Origin of the sequence: Streptomyces sp. MJM8645 (assembly GCF_001625365.1) — a bacterium.
GTDB lineage: Bacteria > Actinomycetota > Actinomycetes > Streptomycetales > Streptomycetaceae > Kitasatospora.
In genome coordinates, this window is sequence record NZ_LJJF01000001.1 from 6,461,248 (window position 1) to 6,478,746 (window position 17,499).

Annotated in this window: 14 protein-coding genes; 8 read left to right on the plus strand and 6 right to left on the minus strand. The window is 74.2% G+C overall.

The features are described 5' to 3' along the window. Positions 1-18: 18 nt before the first annotated feature. Complete coding sequence (locus tag A6F73_RS27515; RefSeq protein WP_063350233.1) at positions 19-1,071, plus strand: hypothetical protein; 1,053 nt, start codon at positions 19-21, stop codon at positions 1,069-1,071. 263 nt (positions 1,072-1,334) lie between these two features. Here the strand turns inward: A6F73_RS27515 and A6F73_RS27520 are convergent, their stop codons facing one another. Beyond that, the gene (locus A6F73_RS27520) at positions 1,335-2,867 is read right to left on the minus strand and encodes an amino acid permease (RefSeq protein WP_079136061.1); all 1,533 of its coding nucleotides are present in this window, start codon (positions 2,865-2,867) and stop codon (positions 1,335-1,337) included. A gap of 179 nt (positions 2,868-3,046) precedes the next feature. On the opposite strand from A6F73_RS27520, the gene A6F73_RS27525 reads away from it, so the two are divergent. Next, positions 3,047-3,799, plus strand: coding sequence for an FCD domain-containing protein (locus A6F73_RS27525; protein WP_244293518.1), 753 nt, complete (start codon positions 3,047-3,049; stop codon positions 3,797-3,799). Positions 3,800-3,862: 63 nt separating this feature from the next. Here A6F73_RS27525 and A6F73_RS27530 read toward each other — a convergent pair whose 3' ends face one another. Together A6F73_RS27530 and A6F73_RS27535 are read right to left on the minus strand one after the other, a co-directional pair. Continuing rightward, entirely contained in the window at positions 3,863-4,639 is a 777-nt protein-coding gene (locus A6F73_RS27530; protein WP_063350234.1) for a (2Fe-2S)-binding protein, read from the minus strand. A 133-nt stretch (positions 4,640-4,772) separates the two neighbouring features. Then, on the minus strand, positions 4,773-6,356 hold the full coding sequence (locus A6F73_RS27535; protein ID WP_063350235.1) for a metallophosphoesterase family protein: 1,584 nt from the start codon (positions 6,354-6,356) through the stop codon (positions 4,773-4,775). Between the two features lie 124 nt (positions 6,357-6,480). Between A6F73_RS27535 and A6F73_RS27540 the strand changes: the two genes are divergently transcribed. Then, complete coding sequence (locus tag A6F73_RS27540; RefSeq protein WP_279634945.1) at positions 6,481-7,185, plus strand: response regulator transcription factor; 705 nt, start codon at positions 6,481-6,483, stop codon at positions 7,183-7,185. A 319-nt stretch (positions 7,186-7,504) separates the two neighbouring features. Here the strand turns inward: A6F73_RS27540 and A6F73_RS42595 are convergent, their stop codons facing one another. Together A6F73_RS42595 and A6F73_RS27550 are read right to left on the minus strand one after the other, a co-directional pair. Beyond that, positions 7,505-9,169, minus strand: coding sequence for a peptide-N4-asparagine amidase (locus A6F73_RS42595; RefSeq protein ID WP_079136062.1), 1,665 nt, complete (start codon positions 9,167-9,169; stop codon positions 7,505-7,507). Positions 9,170-9,319: 150 nt separating this feature from the next. Next, a complete protein-coding gene (locus A6F73_RS27550; RefSeq protein WP_063350236.1) occupies positions 9,320-10,222 on the minus strand; it encodes a LysR family transcriptional regulator in 903 nt (300 codons plus the stop codon). A 136-nt stretch (positions 10,223-10,358) separates the two neighbouring features. On the opposite strand from A6F73_RS27550, the gene A6F73_RS27555 reads away from it, so the two are divergent. Together A6F73_RS27555 and A6F73_RS27560 are read left to right on the plus strand one after the other, a co-directional pair. Beyond that, positions 10,359-11,342, plus strand: a complete 984-nt coding sequence (locus A6F73_RS27555) for a pseudouridine-5'-phosphate glycosidase (protein ID WP_079136063.1) — start codon at positions 10,359-10,361, stop codon at positions 11,340-11,342. 3 nt (positions 11,343-11,345) lie between these two features. Further along, a complete protein-coding gene (locus A6F73_RS27560) occupies positions 11,346-12,224 on the plus strand; it encodes a PfkB family carbohydrate kinase (protein WP_063350237.1) in 879 nt (292 codons plus the stop codon). Positions 12,225-12,412: 188 nt separating this feature from the next. Here A6F73_RS27560 and polX read toward each other — a convergent pair whose 3' ends face one another. Continuing rightward, positions 12,413-14,182 carry a DNA polymerase/3'-5' exonuclease PolX gene (polX, locus tag A6F73_RS27565; RefSeq protein WP_063350238.1) on the minus strand — a complete coding sequence of 590 codons (1,770 nt, stop codon included), beginning with the start codon at positions 14,180-14,182 and terminating at the stop codon, positions 12,413-12,415. Positions 14,183-14,558: 376 nt separating this feature from the next. On the opposite strand from polX, the gene A6F73_RS27570 reads away from it, so the two are divergent. The 3 genes from A6F73_RS27570 (at position 14,559) to A6F73_RS27580 (ending at position 17,492) form a co-directional block, all read left to right on the plus strand. After that, positions 14,559-15,263, plus strand: coding sequence for an ATP-binding protein (locus A6F73_RS27570; RefSeq protein WP_159398552.1), 705 nt, complete (start codon positions 14,559-14,561; stop codon positions 15,261-15,263). A 103-nt stretch (positions 15,264-15,366) separates the two neighbouring features. Further along, on the plus strand, positions 15,367-16,044 hold the full coding sequence (locus tag A6F73_RS27575; protein WP_063350240.1) for a helix-turn-helix domain-containing protein: 678 nt from the start codon (positions 15,367-15,369) through the stop codon (positions 16,042-16,044). After that, entirely contained in the window at positions 16,041-17,492 is a 1,452-nt protein-coding gene (locus tag A6F73_RS27580) for an MFS transporter (RefSeq protein WP_079136064.1), read from the plus strand. Before A6F73_RS27575 ends, A6F73_RS27580 begins: the two co-directional genes overlap by 4 nt. The last annotated feature ends 7 nt before the right edge of the window (positions 17,493-17,499 follow it).

Below are 17,499 nucleotides of genomic sequence, written 5' to 3' on the forward strand. Positions count from 1 at the left end.
GAGGACGGTACGAACGCCATGAGCACACCCCAGACCCCCGCCGCAGCGCCCGCCCTGGGGCACTCGCTCAAGCACCTCGCCGTCCACCTGATCACCCCGCTGCTGATGTGCCTCGGCATGGCGCTCGCCTACCAGGGCGCCTTCCACCAGCCCGAGCCGCACCACCTGAAGGTCGCCGTGGTCGGCACCACCCCGCAGGCGCAGGGCCTGGCACAGGCGATCCAGGCCAAGGCCGGGGCGGCGGTCGACGTCCGCACCCTGCCCGACCGGGCGACCGCCGAGCAGCAGCTGCGCGACCGCGATCTGGTGGGGGCCTTCCTCCCGGACGCCAGGAGCCCCGAACTGCTCGTCGCCAAGGGGAACTCGGACACCTCGGCGGTGGCCGCCACGGCGGTGTTCAGCAACGTCACCGACCGGCAGGGCGTGCCGCTGCACGTCACCGACCTCACCACCCCGGCCGAGGGCGACCCGACCGGCCAGGGCCTGTTCTTCCTGCTGGTCGCGCTGAGCATCGGCTCCTACGCCAGCGTCGCCGTGATCGGCGCGGCCGGCGCCGGGCTGAGCATCCGGATCCGGGCGTTGGTCGGCGTGGCGGTGTCGCTGGTGGTGAGCGTGATCGGGATCGTCACCGCCGGACCGGTCTTCCATGTGGTCGACCACGACCTGGCCGCGGTGTGGGCGCTCGGCTGGCTCTACTCGGCGGGCATCGTCCTGATCGGCATCGGCCTGCACAGCTTCCTGAAGAAGTGGACCACCCTGGCCCTGATGGTGCTGTTCGTGATGCTGAACTTCACCAGCTCCGGCGGCATCTTCCGGCCCGAGCTGCAGAACGGCTTCTTCGGCGCGCTGCACGGCTTCTGGACCGGCGCCGGCTTCCTGGAGGGCGCGCGCAGCATCCTGTACTTCGACGGCGGCGCGGGCCTCGGCGGGCACGTCGTGACCCTGGTGGTCTGGCTGCTGCTGGGCGGGGCCGCACTGGTGGCCGCCGCGCTCCACGAGGAGCGCGGGCGCCGGGCGGTGGAGAGCCCGGTGGAGGCCGAGGAGGAGATGGCGGAGGCGGTCGCGGTCTGACCGCACCGCACGTGAGTACTCCATCCGGCGCTGAGGGCATCGGCACCGGGTGGGGACCGACGGCCCGCGCCCGGCTCTGGACAAGCCGGGCGCGGGCCGGTTTCGCGGCTCCGGTTCCGTGGCTCCGGGCTCATGGCTCCGGTTTCGTAACTCCGGTTCCGTGGCTCCGGGTTCATGACTCCGGGCTCATGGCGCGCCTTCGGGGTGCCCGTCGTCCGGGGCGCGGCCGGAGGCGGCGACGGGGATTCCTCCAGGGGTGAGGGTCATCGGGCGTCCCCGGCGGGGGCTGTCGCATCGCCGGACGGGGCGTCACTGCGCAGGTGCGGGCGGGCCAGCAGCAGGTAGAGCCCGCCGGCCGCGAGCACCGCCACGGCCGAGAGCAGCACGAGGTAGTCGTCGTACCAGGCGGCGTCCGGGGTGCGGCCCCAGCAGATGTTGACGATCGCGGCGAGCCCGTACACCAGCGCGCCGATGTTCACCGCCAGGCCCCAGCGGCCGAGCCGGAAGTCCCCGCTCGGGCGCCAGCCGCGCAGCCGGGCGCGCAGGGCGGCCAGCACCACCATCTGGAAGGCCAGGTAGATGCCGATGCTGGAGAAGGAGATGATCTTCGTCAGGGCACCCTCGGAGAGGGCCGAGGCGCCGACGATGATCACGCCCGGCACTGCCGCCGCGAGCAGCAGCGCGTACGGCGGCACCCGCAGGCGGTCCGAGACGGTGGCGAGCAGCCGGCTGCCCACGATCATCCGGTCCCGGGCGAAGGAGTACGCCAGCCGGCTCGCCGCCGCCTGGAGGCTCAGCACGCAGGACAGGAAGGAGATCAGCACCACGCCGATCACCACCCGGGCGCCGGTGGCGCCGAACGCGTCGTGCAGCACCGAGGCCACCGGGTCCTTGTCGTCGCCGGAGACCACCGCGCCGATGTCCTGGATCGACATCACCAGCGCCAGGCTGACGCCGATCGCCGCCGCGCCGCCGACGTAGATGGTGCGCCGCATCGACTTGGGGATCTGTCGACCGGGGTTCGGCACCTCCTCGGCGACGTCGCCGCACGCCTCGAAGCCGAAGAAGAGGAAGACCGCGATCAGTCCGGCGGCCAGGAAGGCGTCGGTGTACGAGCCGCCGTCGCCCGCGCCGAAGCGGTCGAAGACCACGCCGAGGCCGTGGTAGCGGTGGGTCAGCAGCAGCCAGGCGCCGACCGCCAGAGCGCCCAGCAGCTCGGCGGCGAAGCCGAACACGGCCGCCGCCGACAGCACCTTGGTGCCGCCCAGGTTGATCACGGTGGCGAGCAGCAGCAGGCCGAGCGCACACCAGACGGTCGTCGCGGTGCTCGGTTCGACGCCCAGCAGCGCGGCCACGTACGGGCCGGCGCCGTAGGAGACCGCCGCGATGGTGGACATCAGCGCCAGCAGGTACACCCAGCCGGTCAGCCAGCCCCAGGTGCGGCCCCAGAGCCGGCGCGCCCACGGGTACACCCCGCCCGCCACCGGGAACTGGGCGACCACCTCGCTGAACACCAGCGCCACCAGCAACTGGCCGACGCCGGCGATCAGGAAGCTCCACACCATCGGCGGGCCGGCGGTCGCGAGGGAGGAAGCGAAGAGTGTGTACACGCCGACGACCGGGGAGAGGTAGGTGAAGCCGAGGGAGAAGTTCGCCCAGAGGCTCATGTCGCGTTTGAACTCGGAGGTGTAGCCGAGGGCGGCCAGCCGAGCGGCATCGGCATCGGCATCGATGTCGGGGCCCTGAGGGGGGAGGGGGCCGGTCGGGGAGGTGGCACGTGCGCTGGCATCGGTCATGACCTGCTCCTGCTCCTGGGAACGTGGCGTGACGCGTGAGGGCTTACCGGGGGTGGTGCTCGGACCGGGATCGCGGGAAAACATATGAGATCGGGTTTCTAGCGGCAAGGGTGCGTGCCCGACCGGGAGGTACCCTGCCGGGAGCACCCAGTCCGACGGTGATCGAGGAGGGGGCCGGCGTGGCGACGATCGGGAGCACGACCCCGCTGCTCAGCGCCGTCCTCGCGCCATTGACCGACCTCGGCCGCGCCGATGCCGTGGCCCGCCGGATCACCGAGGCGATCGCCCTCGGCCTGGTCGTCGACGGGGACCAACTGCCCAGCGAGAACGACCTCGCCGACCGGCTCGGCGTCGCCAACGGCACCGTCCGCGAGGCGCTCGCCCTGCTCCGCGAGGCCGACCTGATCGAGACCCGGCGCGGCCGCAACGGCGGCAGCTTCGTCCGCACCCCCGGCGAGGGCTCCGAACGCCTCCAACTCGCCCGGCTGCGCGACCTCGCCACCGTCGACCTGCGCGATCTCGGCGACGAGGAACTGGCCGTTTCCGGCACCGCCGCCCGGCTCGCCGCCGAACGCGCCCCCGCCGACCTCGCGCCCCGGCTCACCCGGCTGGTGCACGACCTGCGCGACGCCGCCGGGCCCGCCGAGCAGCGCCGCGCCGACGCCCGCTTCCACATCGAACTCGCCGTCGCCGCCCAGTCCGTGCGCCTCACCCGGCTCGCCGTACGGCTCCAGGCCGAACTCGGCCCGCTGCTCTGGCTGCCCGCACCGCACGGCCCCGACCAGGAACGGTTCGCCGAGCAGCACCGGGAGATCCTGGTCGCCGTCCTGGCCGGCGACGCGGCCGGGGCCCGGACCGCCGCCGAGGTGCACACCGTCGCCTGCGTGCACCACCTGGTGCGGGGGCACCTCCAGCTGGCGGGCGACGGCTGACGGACACGGCTGACGGACGACGGCTGACCGGAGGCCCGGATATGACCTGCACTCCTGGATGTATCAGCCCTGTTTTGGCGCGGGCGGCCGGGTGAAGCAGCAGTCGCCGCAGACCCCGGCGCCCGGCCCCACCCGGTAGTACAGGCAGCAGCTGGTCCGTCGGAAGGCTGCGCCGCGCGGGCCGGTCCGCAGCGTCCCGGTGCCGGCCAGCGGCGGGCGCGCGAGCAGCTCCGCGACCAACGCCCGTGCGGGGACCGGCGCGTGGGCGTCCAGGACTCGCAGCGTACCGGCCAGGGCGGAGGCGGCGTTGCCCGTCAGCAGCCGGGCGGAGAGTGGGACGGCGGACCGCACCGCCGCCGCCAGCGGCTCCAACTGGCCTACCAGGACGGCCCCGTACAGCTGGTCGGCGAGCGGGATCGGAGTGGGGAGCGAAGCGGGGAACGGAGCGGGGAGCGGGGGCTCCGGCGGCGTCCAGAGGTCGAGCGGCCCCTGATCCGGGATCCGTACCCAGGCGTGCTCCAGCGTCGGGACCGTGCCCAGCAGGACGGCCGCCCCGAGGCCCACCGACCAGAAGCGGGCGGCCAGTCCGAGGTGCAGGATCGACGCGGCGACCCGGGGCTCGGCGGTGCCGAGCCGCTGCGCCACCACCCGGATCCGCCGGGCCAGCGGCGCGTCCGGCCCGGTGCCGTACAGCTCGGGCAGCGGCCGGAAGCCCGGGGGCGGTCCCGCGCCGGGCTCGGCGGGGGTGTCGAGCGCGAAGTACGGGCCGACGGCGGCGAGTCGGCCGTAGTCGGGGCGGCCGGCGTTCCCGGTGCCGTCGGCGGGGCGGTCGACGGGCATCGGGCGGGCCTCCAGGGCGTTCAGGGCGCTCGGGTGATCGGTGTGATCGGTGCGTTCGGGCGCGCGGAGGAACGGTACCGCGCCGTCGGGGTGGCGGCCGGTGAGCGCGCCACCCCGACGGGCTCGGCCGGGGTCAGTGTCCTCGGCCGCCGCCGCGGGCGCCGCGCGGGCGGGTGAGCGTGAAGCGGTCGACGGGGACGAGGTCTCCGTACGGGCCGCTGACGGAGTAGTAGGTGACGTCGATGGTGGTCCGGCCGCCGCGCTCGCCCGGGTCGACCTCGAAGGCGGCGAAGCCGTACGGGTTGTCGGCGTCGCGGAAGGCCGACCAGGGGGCGTCCTCGATCACGTACTGCGGGGGCCGCTTGCCGGTGGCCGGGTCGACGGCGCCGACGCCGGTGATGACGCGGGCCTTGGCGGGCTCGAAGAAGAGGCCGTTGGAGGGGGCGGAGGTGCCGCCGCCGCCGATCACCATGTGAACGGTGCCCCGGGTGGTGTCGATGGTCCGGGTGTCGGTGGCGACCGGGATGGGGGTGCGGGTGTCGGTCTGCTGCTGGCCGCGGATCGGGTGCGAGCGCTCGTAGTGGTGCTCGTGGCCGCAGACCACCAGGTCGACGCCGTACTTGTCGAACAGCGGTACCCAGGTCTCGCGGATGCCGAGGTCGGCGCCGTTGAACTTGTCGGCGGTGGAGATGACGACCTGGTGCATGCAGACCACGATCCAGTCGATCTCGGGGTTCGCGTTGGCGGCGGCCAACTCCCGTTCCAGCCAGCGCTGTTGGGCGCCCCCGGAGTAGCCGTGGACGTAGGAGTCGCCGGCGTCCTGGTAGGCGACGTCGTCGTTGTTGAGGCTGATGACGCGGACCGCGCCGGCGGTGAACGCGTACCAGAGGCCGTGCAGTTCGTCGTCGGAGCCGGACGGGGGGAGGTCGAAGTAGGCCTGGTAGGCGCCGTAGCCGGTCGGGCCGTTGCCGCGCTCGTTCTCGTGGTTGCCGGCGGCGGGCATCCAGGGACGGTGGCGGGCGGAGCGGCTGTTGTTCTCGAACCAGTCGGACCAGGTGCGGACCCGGTCGGTGGCGAGGTTGGCGTAGCAGAGGTCCCCGTTGACGAGGTGGAACAGCGGGGCGATCCGCTCGACTCCGGCGGTGGTGTCGCCGGCGGCGGGGCTGCCCAGGTTGTCGTTGGCGTAGCCGTTCGCGGTCTTCTTGCCGAGGGTGGGGGTGCCCTGGTCGCCGAAGCTGGTGAAGGTGAAGGCGGCCCGGCCGCGCGGGGCGGTGCGGACGGTGCCGAGCTCCGGGGTGGCGCCGTCGTGGACGGCGGCGTACACGTAGTCCGTGTCGGGGTGCAGGCCGCTCAGCCGGGCGTGGTGGATCTGGACCTCGGTGCCGGACTTGGCGTCCCGGTAGGTGCTGGTGTCGGCCTGCACGCTGCGGCCCAAGCCGCCGTTCGAAGTGCCGTACCGGACACGGGGGTTGCCGACCGAGGCGGTGGTGTGCCAGGAGACCACGACCTCGCGCGAGGCGTCCGAGCCGAACTGGAGGTGCAGCCCGGCGACACGCGGGGCGCCGGAGCGGTCCGGCCGCTCCAGCAGCAGCGGGGAGGCGGCGGCGGGCGTGGCCGCGATGCCGGAGAGGGAGACGGCGCCGCCGAGACCGAGACCGGTGGCACCGGCCAGGATCCCGCGCCGGCTGACGGGGGGATGTCCACTGGAAGCGTTCATGGCCGCCAGCCTCACCGGGTGTTGGTGAACCGCGCCGGGCCCGTGACGTGAACTTCCCACCCACCGGGCCGCATTGGCGGCGGGCGGGGCCGGCGGTCCGGACGGGCGTGGCAGACTGCCTGCCGTGACGAGTACGAACGGTGTGACGAGTGCGAACGGTGAGTGCCCGCGGATCATCCGTACGCTGATCGCGGACGACCAGGAGGGCGTCCGGCGCGGCGTCCGGCGGATCCTGGCGGCGCAGCCGGACATCGAGGTGGTGGGGGAGGCCGCCGACGGGCTGGCCGCGCTGGAACTGGCGGCCGAACTGCGCCCGGACGTCGCGCTGGTGGACATCCGGATGCCGCGGATGGACGGACTGGAGCTGACCCGGCGGTTGGCCGGGCCGGGGGTGGCGGAGCCGGTGCGGGTGGTGGTGCTGACCACCTTCGACCTGGACGAGTACGTGTACCCGGCGCTGCGGCACGGTGCGTCCGGGTTCCTGCTGAAGCGCTCGGGGCCGGCGCTGCTCGTCGAGGCGGTGCGGGCGGCGGCGGACGGGGAGAGCCTGATCAGTCCGTCGGTCACGGTCCGGCTGCTGCGGCAGGTGACGGCGCCGCGCCGTCCGGAGCCCCGCTCGGCGCCGGTGGTCCCGTTGACCGAGCGGGAGATGGAGATCGCCGGTCACGTGGCGGCGGGCCGGACGAACGCGGACATCGCCGCCGAACTGTTCATCTCGCCGGGCACGGTGAAGACGCACGTCGCGAGCGTCCAGCGCAAGCTCGGGGTGGCGAACCGGGTCGGCATCGCCGTCCACGCCTGGGAGATGGGCTACCCGGTGCCGCAGTGACGGGCACCGCGGCGACGGGCCCCTGCCGCGACGGACGCGTCCACGGAGCCGAGGGGGCGCTCCGTGGACGCGGGGAACCTACGAGGCGGGGGTGGCCTCCGGACATCGTGTCCTCCGGCCGGCAGTTCGATCGTCGACCGAGGTAGTACCAGTGGCAGACCCTGATCCGTCTCGATCTGTCACCACTGCCTCCTGCGGTCGAACTCCTTCAGCTGCCTCGCAGGTCCACTTCCCATCATGCGCTTCCCACGCCGTGTGCACCAGGGGTCAACCGCCCGAAATCGGATGGATTTCGCAAGTCGGGAGATTTCGGGCGGCGTTACGGCTTCGGCCAGCCGTCGACGAAGGAGAGCGTGCGGTGGTACGGCCCGTCGGGCCCGGTGCTGCGGTAGTCCTCGGTGCTGGTGCCGGTGCGGACGGTGGAGTCGCCGTCGTGGCGGCGGGCGGTGGGGCACAGGGTGTGGTCGACGGTGGAGCGTTCGGTGACGTGGCCGCCGGTGGCCGCGGTGCTCTCGCGGTGGTAGCCGAGGTCCATGGCGGTCTGCTGGTCGGTGTTGCCGGCGGCGTCGTGGGTGACGCGGTAGGTGACGTCCAGCGGTTCGCCCTCGCGCACGGTGGTGGTGCGGTGCGGGCCGCCGCCCCAGGTGGCGGTGGTGCGGGTGAGGTCGGTGCGGTTGTGCAGGGTCACGTCGTTGCCGCTGTCGCGCAGCTGCTGGGCGGAGCGGAAGGCGAGGTCGTCGCGGACCTCGGTGGTGATCCGGCCGTGCGAGGTCTGGACCCAGCCGCGGGCGAGGTCGTGCCGGCCGGCGGTGACGGTCCAGTCGCCGCTGCCGCCGCCGTGGTCGGTGAGCCGGGTGTCGACGGCGGCCTCGGGGGCGACCCGGTGGTCGGTGAGCTGCCCGGTGGTGCGGGCGGCGCCGTGGTCGACGTCGGCGAAGAGGTTGATCTGGCCGGTCCAGGTGTCGTTGTTCTGCGCCTCGCTGGCGTTCACCGCGATGCCGACGGTGTGCGGGCGGCCGTCGAGCAGCAGTCCGACGTAGGGGGTGAGGTCGAGCCGGTAGGCGGGCAGGTCGAAGGCGAAGACGCCGGGGACGGGCCGCCAGAGCAGTGGGTCCCACCCGCCGGTGTAGATGACGGGGTAGGGCCAGACCGCGCCGGCCGTCCGCCCGTCGACGGTGAGCCGCAGTTCGCGGAACGGGCCCTTGCCGCAGGAGCCGAGGCCGGGGTTGGCGCTGACGAAGGCGTCGGGTGCGGAGGCGTAGGCGAACTCCTCGCAGGCGCCGCCGCCCCGGGTGTAGACCTCGGCGGTGAGGCGTTCGAGGTTCTGCGGGAAGGTGAGCTCGCGGGTGGCGGCGGGGGCGGCCTGGGTGAGCGCGAACGGCCCGGTGGTGAGCAGGCGGTCGGCGGCGTGGGCGGCGGGCCGGCGGTCGTTCGCGGTGTAGAAGGTGACACTGGCGCTGATGGTGAAGACGCCGGTGTAGGTGGCGTCGGTGACGTTGGCGAGGTCGAGGGAGAACGGCTGCGGTCCGGCGGCGAACAGCGGGGCGTAGCGGGTGAGATCGCGCTCCAGCTTCCATTCGATGCCGTCCTTGGACGGCTCGGGGGTGGAGGAGAGCAGCACCTGGACGCCGCCGACGCGGGCGCTGAAGATGCGGTCGAACTGTCGCCCGGCGACCTGCCCGTGGAGGTCCAGGACCACCGCCGACCAGGGCCCGGCGCAGTCGGCGGGCGGGGTGAGGGTGGTGGTGTACGGGGTGTCGGGCGGGTTGCCGTAGCCGTTGCGGAACTGCTGGTCGTGCATCACCTCGACGGTGCAGGAGCGGGTGTCGGGGCGGGTGAGCGGCCGGGTGGCGGTGACCGGGTCGTGGTAGTCGGTGCCGAAGTCGGCGTGGGCGGGGGCGGCGGCGGTGAGGGTGCCGGCGAGGGTCAGGGCGGCGGCGCCGAGGAGGCGGGCGGCGCGGCGAAGCAGCGGGCGGACGGCCAAGGCTGGTCCCCAGGGGTCGGGCGGCCGGCGGGCGCTGCCGCGGGCCGGGTGGGCGGTCCGGGCATCCTTTCGGCGGTGGCATGCCAGCGTCAAGGATTCGCCGGGGAGGGGGACGCTTCGGGTGCCTGGCGTCGCGGGCCCGGCAAGGGCCTAGTCGACCTCCAGGGCCGCCGCCTCCTGCCGGATCAGGTCGCGCAGGGTGGCCAGCCGGGGCCGGCGGTCGTCCAGCCGCCACTGCATCTCCAGTGGCAGGGTGGCCCGGCCGTCCAGCCGGACGGTGGCCACGTCCTCGGTGAGGTGGCCGGTCATCGAGCCGGGCACCAGCGAGAACGCGCGGTTGCGGGCGAGCAGGTAGAGCCGGGAGCCGACGATCCGCGGCGGGCTGACCAGCACCGGCGGGTCGACGCCGTGGTCCGCGCACAGGCCGAGCACGTGGTCGTAGTAGCGCGGGTGCTGCTCGCGCGGCCACAGCAGCAGCGGCAGGTCGCGCAGTTCGCCGAGGCGCACGCTCGTCCGACCGGCCAGCGGGTGGTCCCGGCCGAGGGCGACCCGTACCGGCTCGTCGGCGATCCGCTCCAGTCGGTAGCCGGCCACCTCGTCGAGGAAGCGGCCGAGGCCGATGTCGGCGAGTTCGGCGGCCAGTGCGGTGGAGACCTGGCCGGTGTCGACGGCGACCTCGGCGGTGGTGAGTGCGGGCAGCTCCTGTTCGGCGCGGCTGACCACGGCGGGCAGCAGCCGGTTCACCACGCTGGGGGAGGCCACGATCCGGGCCGTCCCCAGCCGGGACTCCTCGTGCAGCCGTACCCGGGCCAGCAGCGTCTGGGCCTGCCCGAGCAGCCGGGCGCTCTCGGCGGCCATCACCTCGCCGGCCTCGGTCAGCGCCACCGAGCGGCGGCTGCGGTCGAAGAGCTCGACACCGACGGTCCGCTCCAGTCGGGCGACCTCCTGGCTGACCGTCGGCTGGGAGATGTGCAGCCGTTCGGCGGCCCGTCCGAAGTGCAGTGTCTCGGCGACGGTGAGGAAGACCTCAAGTTGACGCAAGGTGAAGCCCATGGCCCAAGCCTAAGCCAACTCATAGGCCAGAGCCTATGGAAAGCCCCAGGACTCATTCTGGATTCCGATGCGAACCGTCCATACGCTGAGCGACACGTTGCCCCACCGCAGTGGCATCTCACAGAGAGATCCGACCATGACCGGACTGCCCCCCAGCACCCCCGAAGCCGCCGGCTCCGCGCCGGCCACCCGTTCCGCGCGGGCCATCCACGTCTCCGAGGAGGTCGCGCAGGCCGTGGCCGACGGCCGGCCCGTGGTCGCGCTGGAGTCGACCATCTTCACCCACGGCCTGCCGCGCCCCCGCAACCTGGCCGTCGCGCTGGAGGCCGAGCGGCAGCTGCGCGAGGCGGGCGTCGTCCCGGCGACCATCGGCGTGCACGCGGGCGTACCCACGGTCGGTCTGAGCACCGAGCAGATCACCGAACTGTCCGCGACGGACGGCCTGGACAAGGTGAGCCTGCGCGACCTGCCGGTGGTCGCCGCGCTCGGCCGCCACGGCGGCACCACCGTCGCCGCCACCGCCTTCCTCGCCCACCGGGCGGGCATCCGGGTGTTCTCCACCGGCGGCCTCGGCGGCGTCCACTTCGGCGCCTCCGAGAGCTTCGACGAGTCGGCCGACATGACCACCCTGGCCGCCACGCCGGTCACCGTGATCAGCGCGGGCGTGAAGTCGATCCTCGACATCCGGGCCACCCTGGAGCGCTTCGAGACCTTCAACATCCCGGTCATCGGCTACCGCACCCGCAAGTACCCCGGCTTCTACGTCACCGACTCCGGCCACGAGATCAACTTCAGCGTCGAGTCGCCCGAGGAGGCCGCGCGGCTCATCGAGGCCCGCGACCGCCTCGCCCTGCCGCAGGCCGTCCTGATCGCCAACCCGGTGGACCCCGCCAAGCAGCTGCCGCCGGAGGAGCTCGACGGCATCCTGGAGCGCGCCTGGGCCGAGGCCGAGCGCCAGGGCGTCACCGGCAACGCCTCCACGCCGTTCCTGCTCGACCACATCCAGCGCGACACCCACGGCCGCAGCCTGGAGGTCAACGTCGAGGTCTACCGGGGCAACGTCCGGCTCGGCGGCCAGATCGCGACCGCGCTGGCGGCCGCCGCCCGCAGCGGGGCCTGACCCGTGCTGGGGGTGCTCGGCGACCTCGTCGAGGACATCGTCGTCTGGGTCGACGGCCCGCTGCGGCACGGCACCGACTCCAGCGCCCAGGTCTTCCGGCGGCGCGGCGGCAGCGCGGCGAACGTCGCGAGCTTCGCCGCCGGTCAGTACCCGGCCCGGTTCATCGGCTGCGTCGGCGCCGACCCGGTCGGGGACGGCATCGTCGCCGAACTGACCGGGCACGGCGTGGACGTACGGGTCGCCCGGCGCGGCCAGACCGGCAGCATCGTGGTCCTGATCGACCAGGCCGGCGAACGGACCATGCTGCCCGACCGCGGCGCGGCCAAGCTGCTGGACCGGGTGCCGGACGAGTGGCTGGCCGGCCTGACCCACCTGCACGTGCCCGCCTACTCCTTCGACGGCGACCCGGTCGGCCGCTCCGCGGTGGACGCGCTGGTGCGGGTCCGGCGGGCGGGCGGCACCACCTCGGTGGACGCCTCCTCGACCGGCATGCTGGAGCAGTACGGGCGGGAGCGCTTCCTCGCCCTGCTGGCCGAGTTGGCGCCGACCTTCGTGTTCGCCAACCGGTCCGAGGCGGAGTACCTGGGCCTGCTGGTGGGCGGGCTGCCGGGGCCGGAGCGGGCCCGGCTGGCGGCCACCACCGTGGTCACCAAGGCCGGCGCCCAGGCGACCACCGTCGACGTGCCCGGGGACGCGCCGTTCACGGTGCCCGTGCCGCCGGTGAGCGAGGTGCGCGACCTCACTGGCGCTGGGGACGCCTTCGCGGCGGGATTCCTGGCCGGCTTCCTGGAGACCGGCGACCTGCACCTGGCCGCCGGCCTCGGGCACCGCAGCGCGGCCCGGGTGCTGGCCACGCCGGGGGCCTCGTTCGCGGAGCGATGACCTCGTTCGCGGAGCGGTGACCTCGGGGGCGGCGTCGGGCGGGCTCGGGGCGGCGTTGAGGCTGCGTCGGGGCGGGCTCGGGGCGGCGTTGAGGCTGCGTCGGGGTGGGCTCGGGGCGGCGTCGAGCTGACCGTGTGGTGGGCGGCCCCGTGCGTGGGGGCCGCCCGCCGGGGTGCGCGGTGGCTCGCTCAGCGCAGTGCGTCCTTGCGGAGGAAACGTTTCAGCCGCTGCCAGGGCCAGGTGTTGATCACGTCCTCGGCGGTGAGCCAGCCGCGCTGCGCCGTACCGATGCCGAAGCGCGGGTAGGCGAGCTGCCCGGTCGCGTGGGCGTCGCTGTCGATCGCGAAGCGGACGCCGTGCCGCTTCGCCCGCAAGACGTCCTCGTCGCGCAGGTCGAGCCGCTGCGGGGAACTGTTGATCTCGATCGCGGTGCCGGTGCGCGCGGCGGCCGCGAACACCGCGTCCAGGTCGACGTCGATCGGGCCGCGGCGGCCGATCCTCCGGGTGGTGAGGTGGCCGATGACGTGCACGTGCGGATTCTCGCAGGCGCGGATCAGACGGCGGGTCTGGGCGGCCCGGTCGGCGGTGAAGTGCGAGTGCACGGAGGCCACGCAGACGTCGAAGCCGGCCAGGAACCCGGGCGGCCAGTCCACCCCGCCGTCCGGGCCGATGTTCAGCTCGGTGCCGTGCAGGAGGCGCAGCTTCCGGTGGCGGTCGGCGAGTCGGCGCAGCCGCTCGCGCTGGGCGAGCATCTTCTCGTCCGTCATCCGCTGCATCACCAGGTCCGGGGCGTGGTCGGTGACGGCGTAGTAGGAGTAGCCGCGGGCGGCCGCGGTGTCGATCATCTCTTCCAGGGTGGCCAGGCCGTCGGTCAGGTCGGTGTGCGTGTGCAGGTCGCCGCGCAGGTCCGACTCCTGGACCAGATCAGGGAGTTCACCGCGCAGGGCGGCCTCGATCTCGCCCCGGTCCTCGCGCAGCGGCGGCGCGATCCACGGCAGGCCGAGCGCCGCGTACACCTCGTCCTCGGTCGCGGACGCCACCTTGGCGCCGTCCTCTTTCTCGCCGTCCTCTCCTTCGCGGCCCTCTCCTTCGGCGGTGGTCCGGAACAGGCCGTACTCCGAGAGCTTCAGCCCGGCCCGGACGGCTATCGTGCGCAGCCTGATGTTGTGCGCTTTCGATCCGGTGAAGTAGACGAGCGCCGCGCCCCAGTCCTCCTCCGGGACGACCCGCAGGTCCACCTGCACGCCCCCGGTGGTGCGCACCGAGGTCTTGGTCGGACCGCTCGCGATCACCTCGGCCACGTACGGGAGTCCGGTGAGCGCGGCCATCAGCGGGGCGGAGTCGGCGGCGGTCGCCAGCACGTCGACGTCGCCGACCGTCTCGCGCATCCGGCGCAGCGACCCCGCGTACGCGCAGCGGGTGCAGCCGGGCACGGCGGACAGCGCGGCGACGAGCTGCTCGGCCAGTTCGGTGGCCGCGTCGAGCAGCGTGCGGCCGCCGGAGCGCCGCAGCAACTCGATGCCGTGCAGGATCTTCTCGCCGCTGCGCTCGCCGAAGCCCGCCACGCCGGACAGCCGGTCGGAGCGGACCGCCTCGGCCAGGTCGTCGACGGAGGAGATGCCCAGGTCGCGGTGGAGGGCGAGGGCGCGCTTGGGGCCGACGCCGGGTACGGCCGTCATCTCCCGGACCCCGGACGGGACTTCGGCGCGCAGGGCCTCCAGGGCGGCGATCCGCCCGGTGGCGAGGTACTCGGCGACCTTCTCGGCGGTGGACTTCCCGACGCCGGGGATCTGCTGCAAGCCCTTGACGTCCAGGCCGGCGACGTCCTCGGAGTGGCCGCCCACCGCGCGGGCGGCCTTCTCGTAGGCCCGCGCCCGGAAGGCGTCCCCGCCGGTGATGTTGATCAGGTCGGCGTACTCCTGGAGCAGCTCCCGCACCTGGTCGTTGAGCCGGGGCATGGGGCCAGTCTAGGGCGGCTCCTCGGGCTCCGGCCTGGGCGGCGGCCCTCCGGGCGGGCGAAGGGAGTTCGTGAGGCCCGGCCCGGGGCCGGCGGCGCCGCGTCGCGGGCCCGGGGCGGCGCCGCGTCGCGGGCCCGGGGCGGCGCTGCGTCGCGGGCCCAGGGCGGGCTGGGCCGGGCCGGTGGCCGGGCCTGCCCCGCCGGTCGGCGGGTGTGGCATCGGCCGACCGGCGGGGGTGGTGCCCGGTTCGCGTCCCGGAGCCGGATTGTCACCCGAACGAGTGAGGTGCAGGCTGACAGCAGGGCCTGGGAAGCGGCCCGCGCCGGTCGGCCGCGGCACTGATGACGGCCGCCGGCGATGCACGAGGGGCAGGGCGATGGCAAGCGGGAAGCTCTGGGGCTATGTCGCATCGGGGGCCAGGGCGCTCGGCGCCCTCGGCGGGCCGGGTGGCCCCGGCCGTACGGGAGGGCCCGGCGGCGCGGTGGCGGGCGAGGAGGCCGGACCGTTCAGACCGGGCGAGATGGCCGGGCCCCGGGCGCTGTCCCGGCCGGAACTTGAGCGCGTCGAGTGGACCGACCGGCAGGCCGGCTGCGAGCCGCAGGCGCGGCACGTCCAGGTGACCGAGGTGGTCCGCAGGGTGGTGCGCGGCGGCGGCCGGGCGGCGGCGGTGACGGCCCGGCTGGCGCCGGGGCTGCCGGTGGTGGTCGGGGACGCCCGGCGGCTGGAGGACGCGCTCGCCGGCCTGGTCGACCACGCGATCCGGCGCAACCCGCCCGGCGGGCGGGTGCTGGTCCGCGCCGAGGTGGCGGGCGGGCCGGGCCCGGCCGCGACGGCCCTGCGGGCGGCCGGGTTGAGCGGGGCGGCGCGACCGCGCGGGCGGGTGGAGATCCGGGTGGCCGACCGGGGGTCGTCCGAGCTGCCCGGGGCGCGGGAGTGGCTGCTCGCGGGCGCCCGCGCCGACGGGCCGGTCGGGCCCGCCGTGCACAGCCTGGTGCTGGCGGCGGGCGGGCGACTGGCGGTGGAGGCCACACCGGGCGGCGGATTGACGGTGGTGCTGCTGCTGGTGGTCGCGCACGACTGACGGACGGCCGGCGGGCAGCTCTTCGGGGCTCCATCCTTCACCGCAAAGACTTCTTCGCAAAAAACCCTTTGCAAAGATGTCTTTGCGGTTCTACGCTCCTGCCATGACCGATGAACGCGGCTGGATGCACAGCGATGACCCGCACATCGTCCTCACGGCCAAGGGCATGCGGGCGATGGCCCACCCCGTGCGCATGCAGCTGGTCGGGCTGCTGCGCAAGCACGGTCCCTCCACGGCGACCAGGCTCGCCGAGCAGCTGGGGCTCAACTCCGGGGCGACCAGCTACCACCTCCGCCAGCTCGCCGCCGCGGGCTTCGTCGAGGAGGATCCCGAGCGCGGAAACGCCCGGGAGCGGTGGTGGCGTTCGGCCCACAAGTTCACCGTCTGGACGAGTGACGACATGGCCGACGAGGAGCTCGACACGGCCGTCGGCTTCCTGCGGTCCGTCCTCACCGCCCACGCCCTGGCGGCACAGCGGTCGGTCGACGCCTTCGAGACGATGCCGCGGGAGTGGCGCAAGGCGGTCGGCCTCAGCGACGTGCTGTTGCAGCTCACCCCCGAGGAGGCCGGGCAACTGGCCGCTGATCTGTCCGCGGTGGTGCGGCGTTACCGCGCGCTGGATACGGAGGGGCCGGCCCCGGAGGGCACCGAGCGGGTCGCCGTGGTCGTCCACGTGCTGCCCGACGCGAGCGTCGGCACCGGCGCTGGTACCGATGCCGACACCGCTGCCGACAGCGATGCCAGCACCGACACCGATACCGGTGAGGCGGGGTCCCGATGACCACCGTCGTCGACGCGCCCGCGCGCAGCCTCCGGCCGCTGGTCGGGGTGCTCTCCGCCATGGCCGTCTCCATCACCGGGACGCGTGTCTCGGCCATCGCCCTGCCCTGGTTCGTCCTGGCCACCACCGGCAGCGCCACCATGACGGGCCTGGTCGCCTTCGCCGAGATGGCGCCGTACGTGCTGGTCAAGGCGCTGACCGGGCCACTGGTCGATCGGCTCGGGCCGCGGGTGGTGTCCTGGACGACGGACTTGGTGAGCGCCGTCGCGGCCGGGCTGGTCCCGTTGCTGCACGCCCTGGGGCTGCTGCCGTTCGGGGTGCTGCTGGCGATGGTCGCGGTGATCGGGGCGATGCGCGGCCCGGGGGATCTGGCCAAGTCGGTCATGGTCCCGGAGGCCGCCGACCGCGCCCGGGTGCCGATGGAGCGCGCCACCGGTCTCTCCGGCGTCACCGAACGGCTGGCTTCCACGGTCGGCCCGGCGGTCGGTGGCGGGCTGGTCGCGCTGATGGGTCCGCTGGCCGGGCTGGCGCTCAACGCCGCCACCTTCGCCCTGGGGTCCCTCGTCATCGCCTTCGCCCTGCCGCGCGGGATGGGTCGCGCGGCGGCCCCGGCACCCGCTGCCGCGCAGGCCGCAGAAGCCGAGGCCGGGATCGGGACCGGAACTGGGGCCGGAACTGGGACCGGAACTGAGGCCGGAACTGAGGCCGGATCGGCGGGTTACTGGCGGATGTTCCGCGAGGGCTTCACCTTCCTGCGCTCCGATCCGCTGCTGCTCACCGTGACGGTGCTGGTCGGCATCACCAACCTGCTCGACGCGGGGTTCCTCACGGTCCTCCTCCCGGTCTGGGCGCGGGAGTCGGGGAACGGCCCGGCCGCCATCGGCCTGACCGGCACCGCCGGGGGGATCACGGCGGTCGTCGGCAGTCTGATCGCGGCGGCCGTCGCCCACCGGCTGCCCCGCCGGACGGTGTTCTTCGCCGGCTTCCTGCTCGTCGGGGCCCCGCGCTTCCTGGTGCTCGCGTGCGGCGCGCCGCTGTGGGTGGTGCTCACGGTCTTCGCGGTCGGCGGCTTCGGTGGCGGTTTCCTCAACCCGATCCTCGGCGCGGTGCTCTTCGAGCGGGTGCCCCGCCACCTGCTCGGCCGCGTCCACGCCCTCGGCGACTCCCTCGCCTGGGCCGGTATCCCGCTCGGCGGCCTGCTGGCCGGCGCAGCGGTCAGCCTCATCGGGCTGATACCCACCCTGGTCGCGGGCGGCGCCCTCTACTTCGCCTCCACCAACCTGGCCGGGTTGCGGCCGGAGTGGCGCGAGATGGACCGCCGGCGCGGCCGGACGGGCACCGTCGACGGGGCGAAGCCCGAGCCCGAGTCTGAGCCGGGGACAGAGCCCGAGCCCGGGACAGAGCCCGAGCCCGAGCTTGCGCCCGCGTCGATCCCGGCACGCCCGTAGGCCTGTC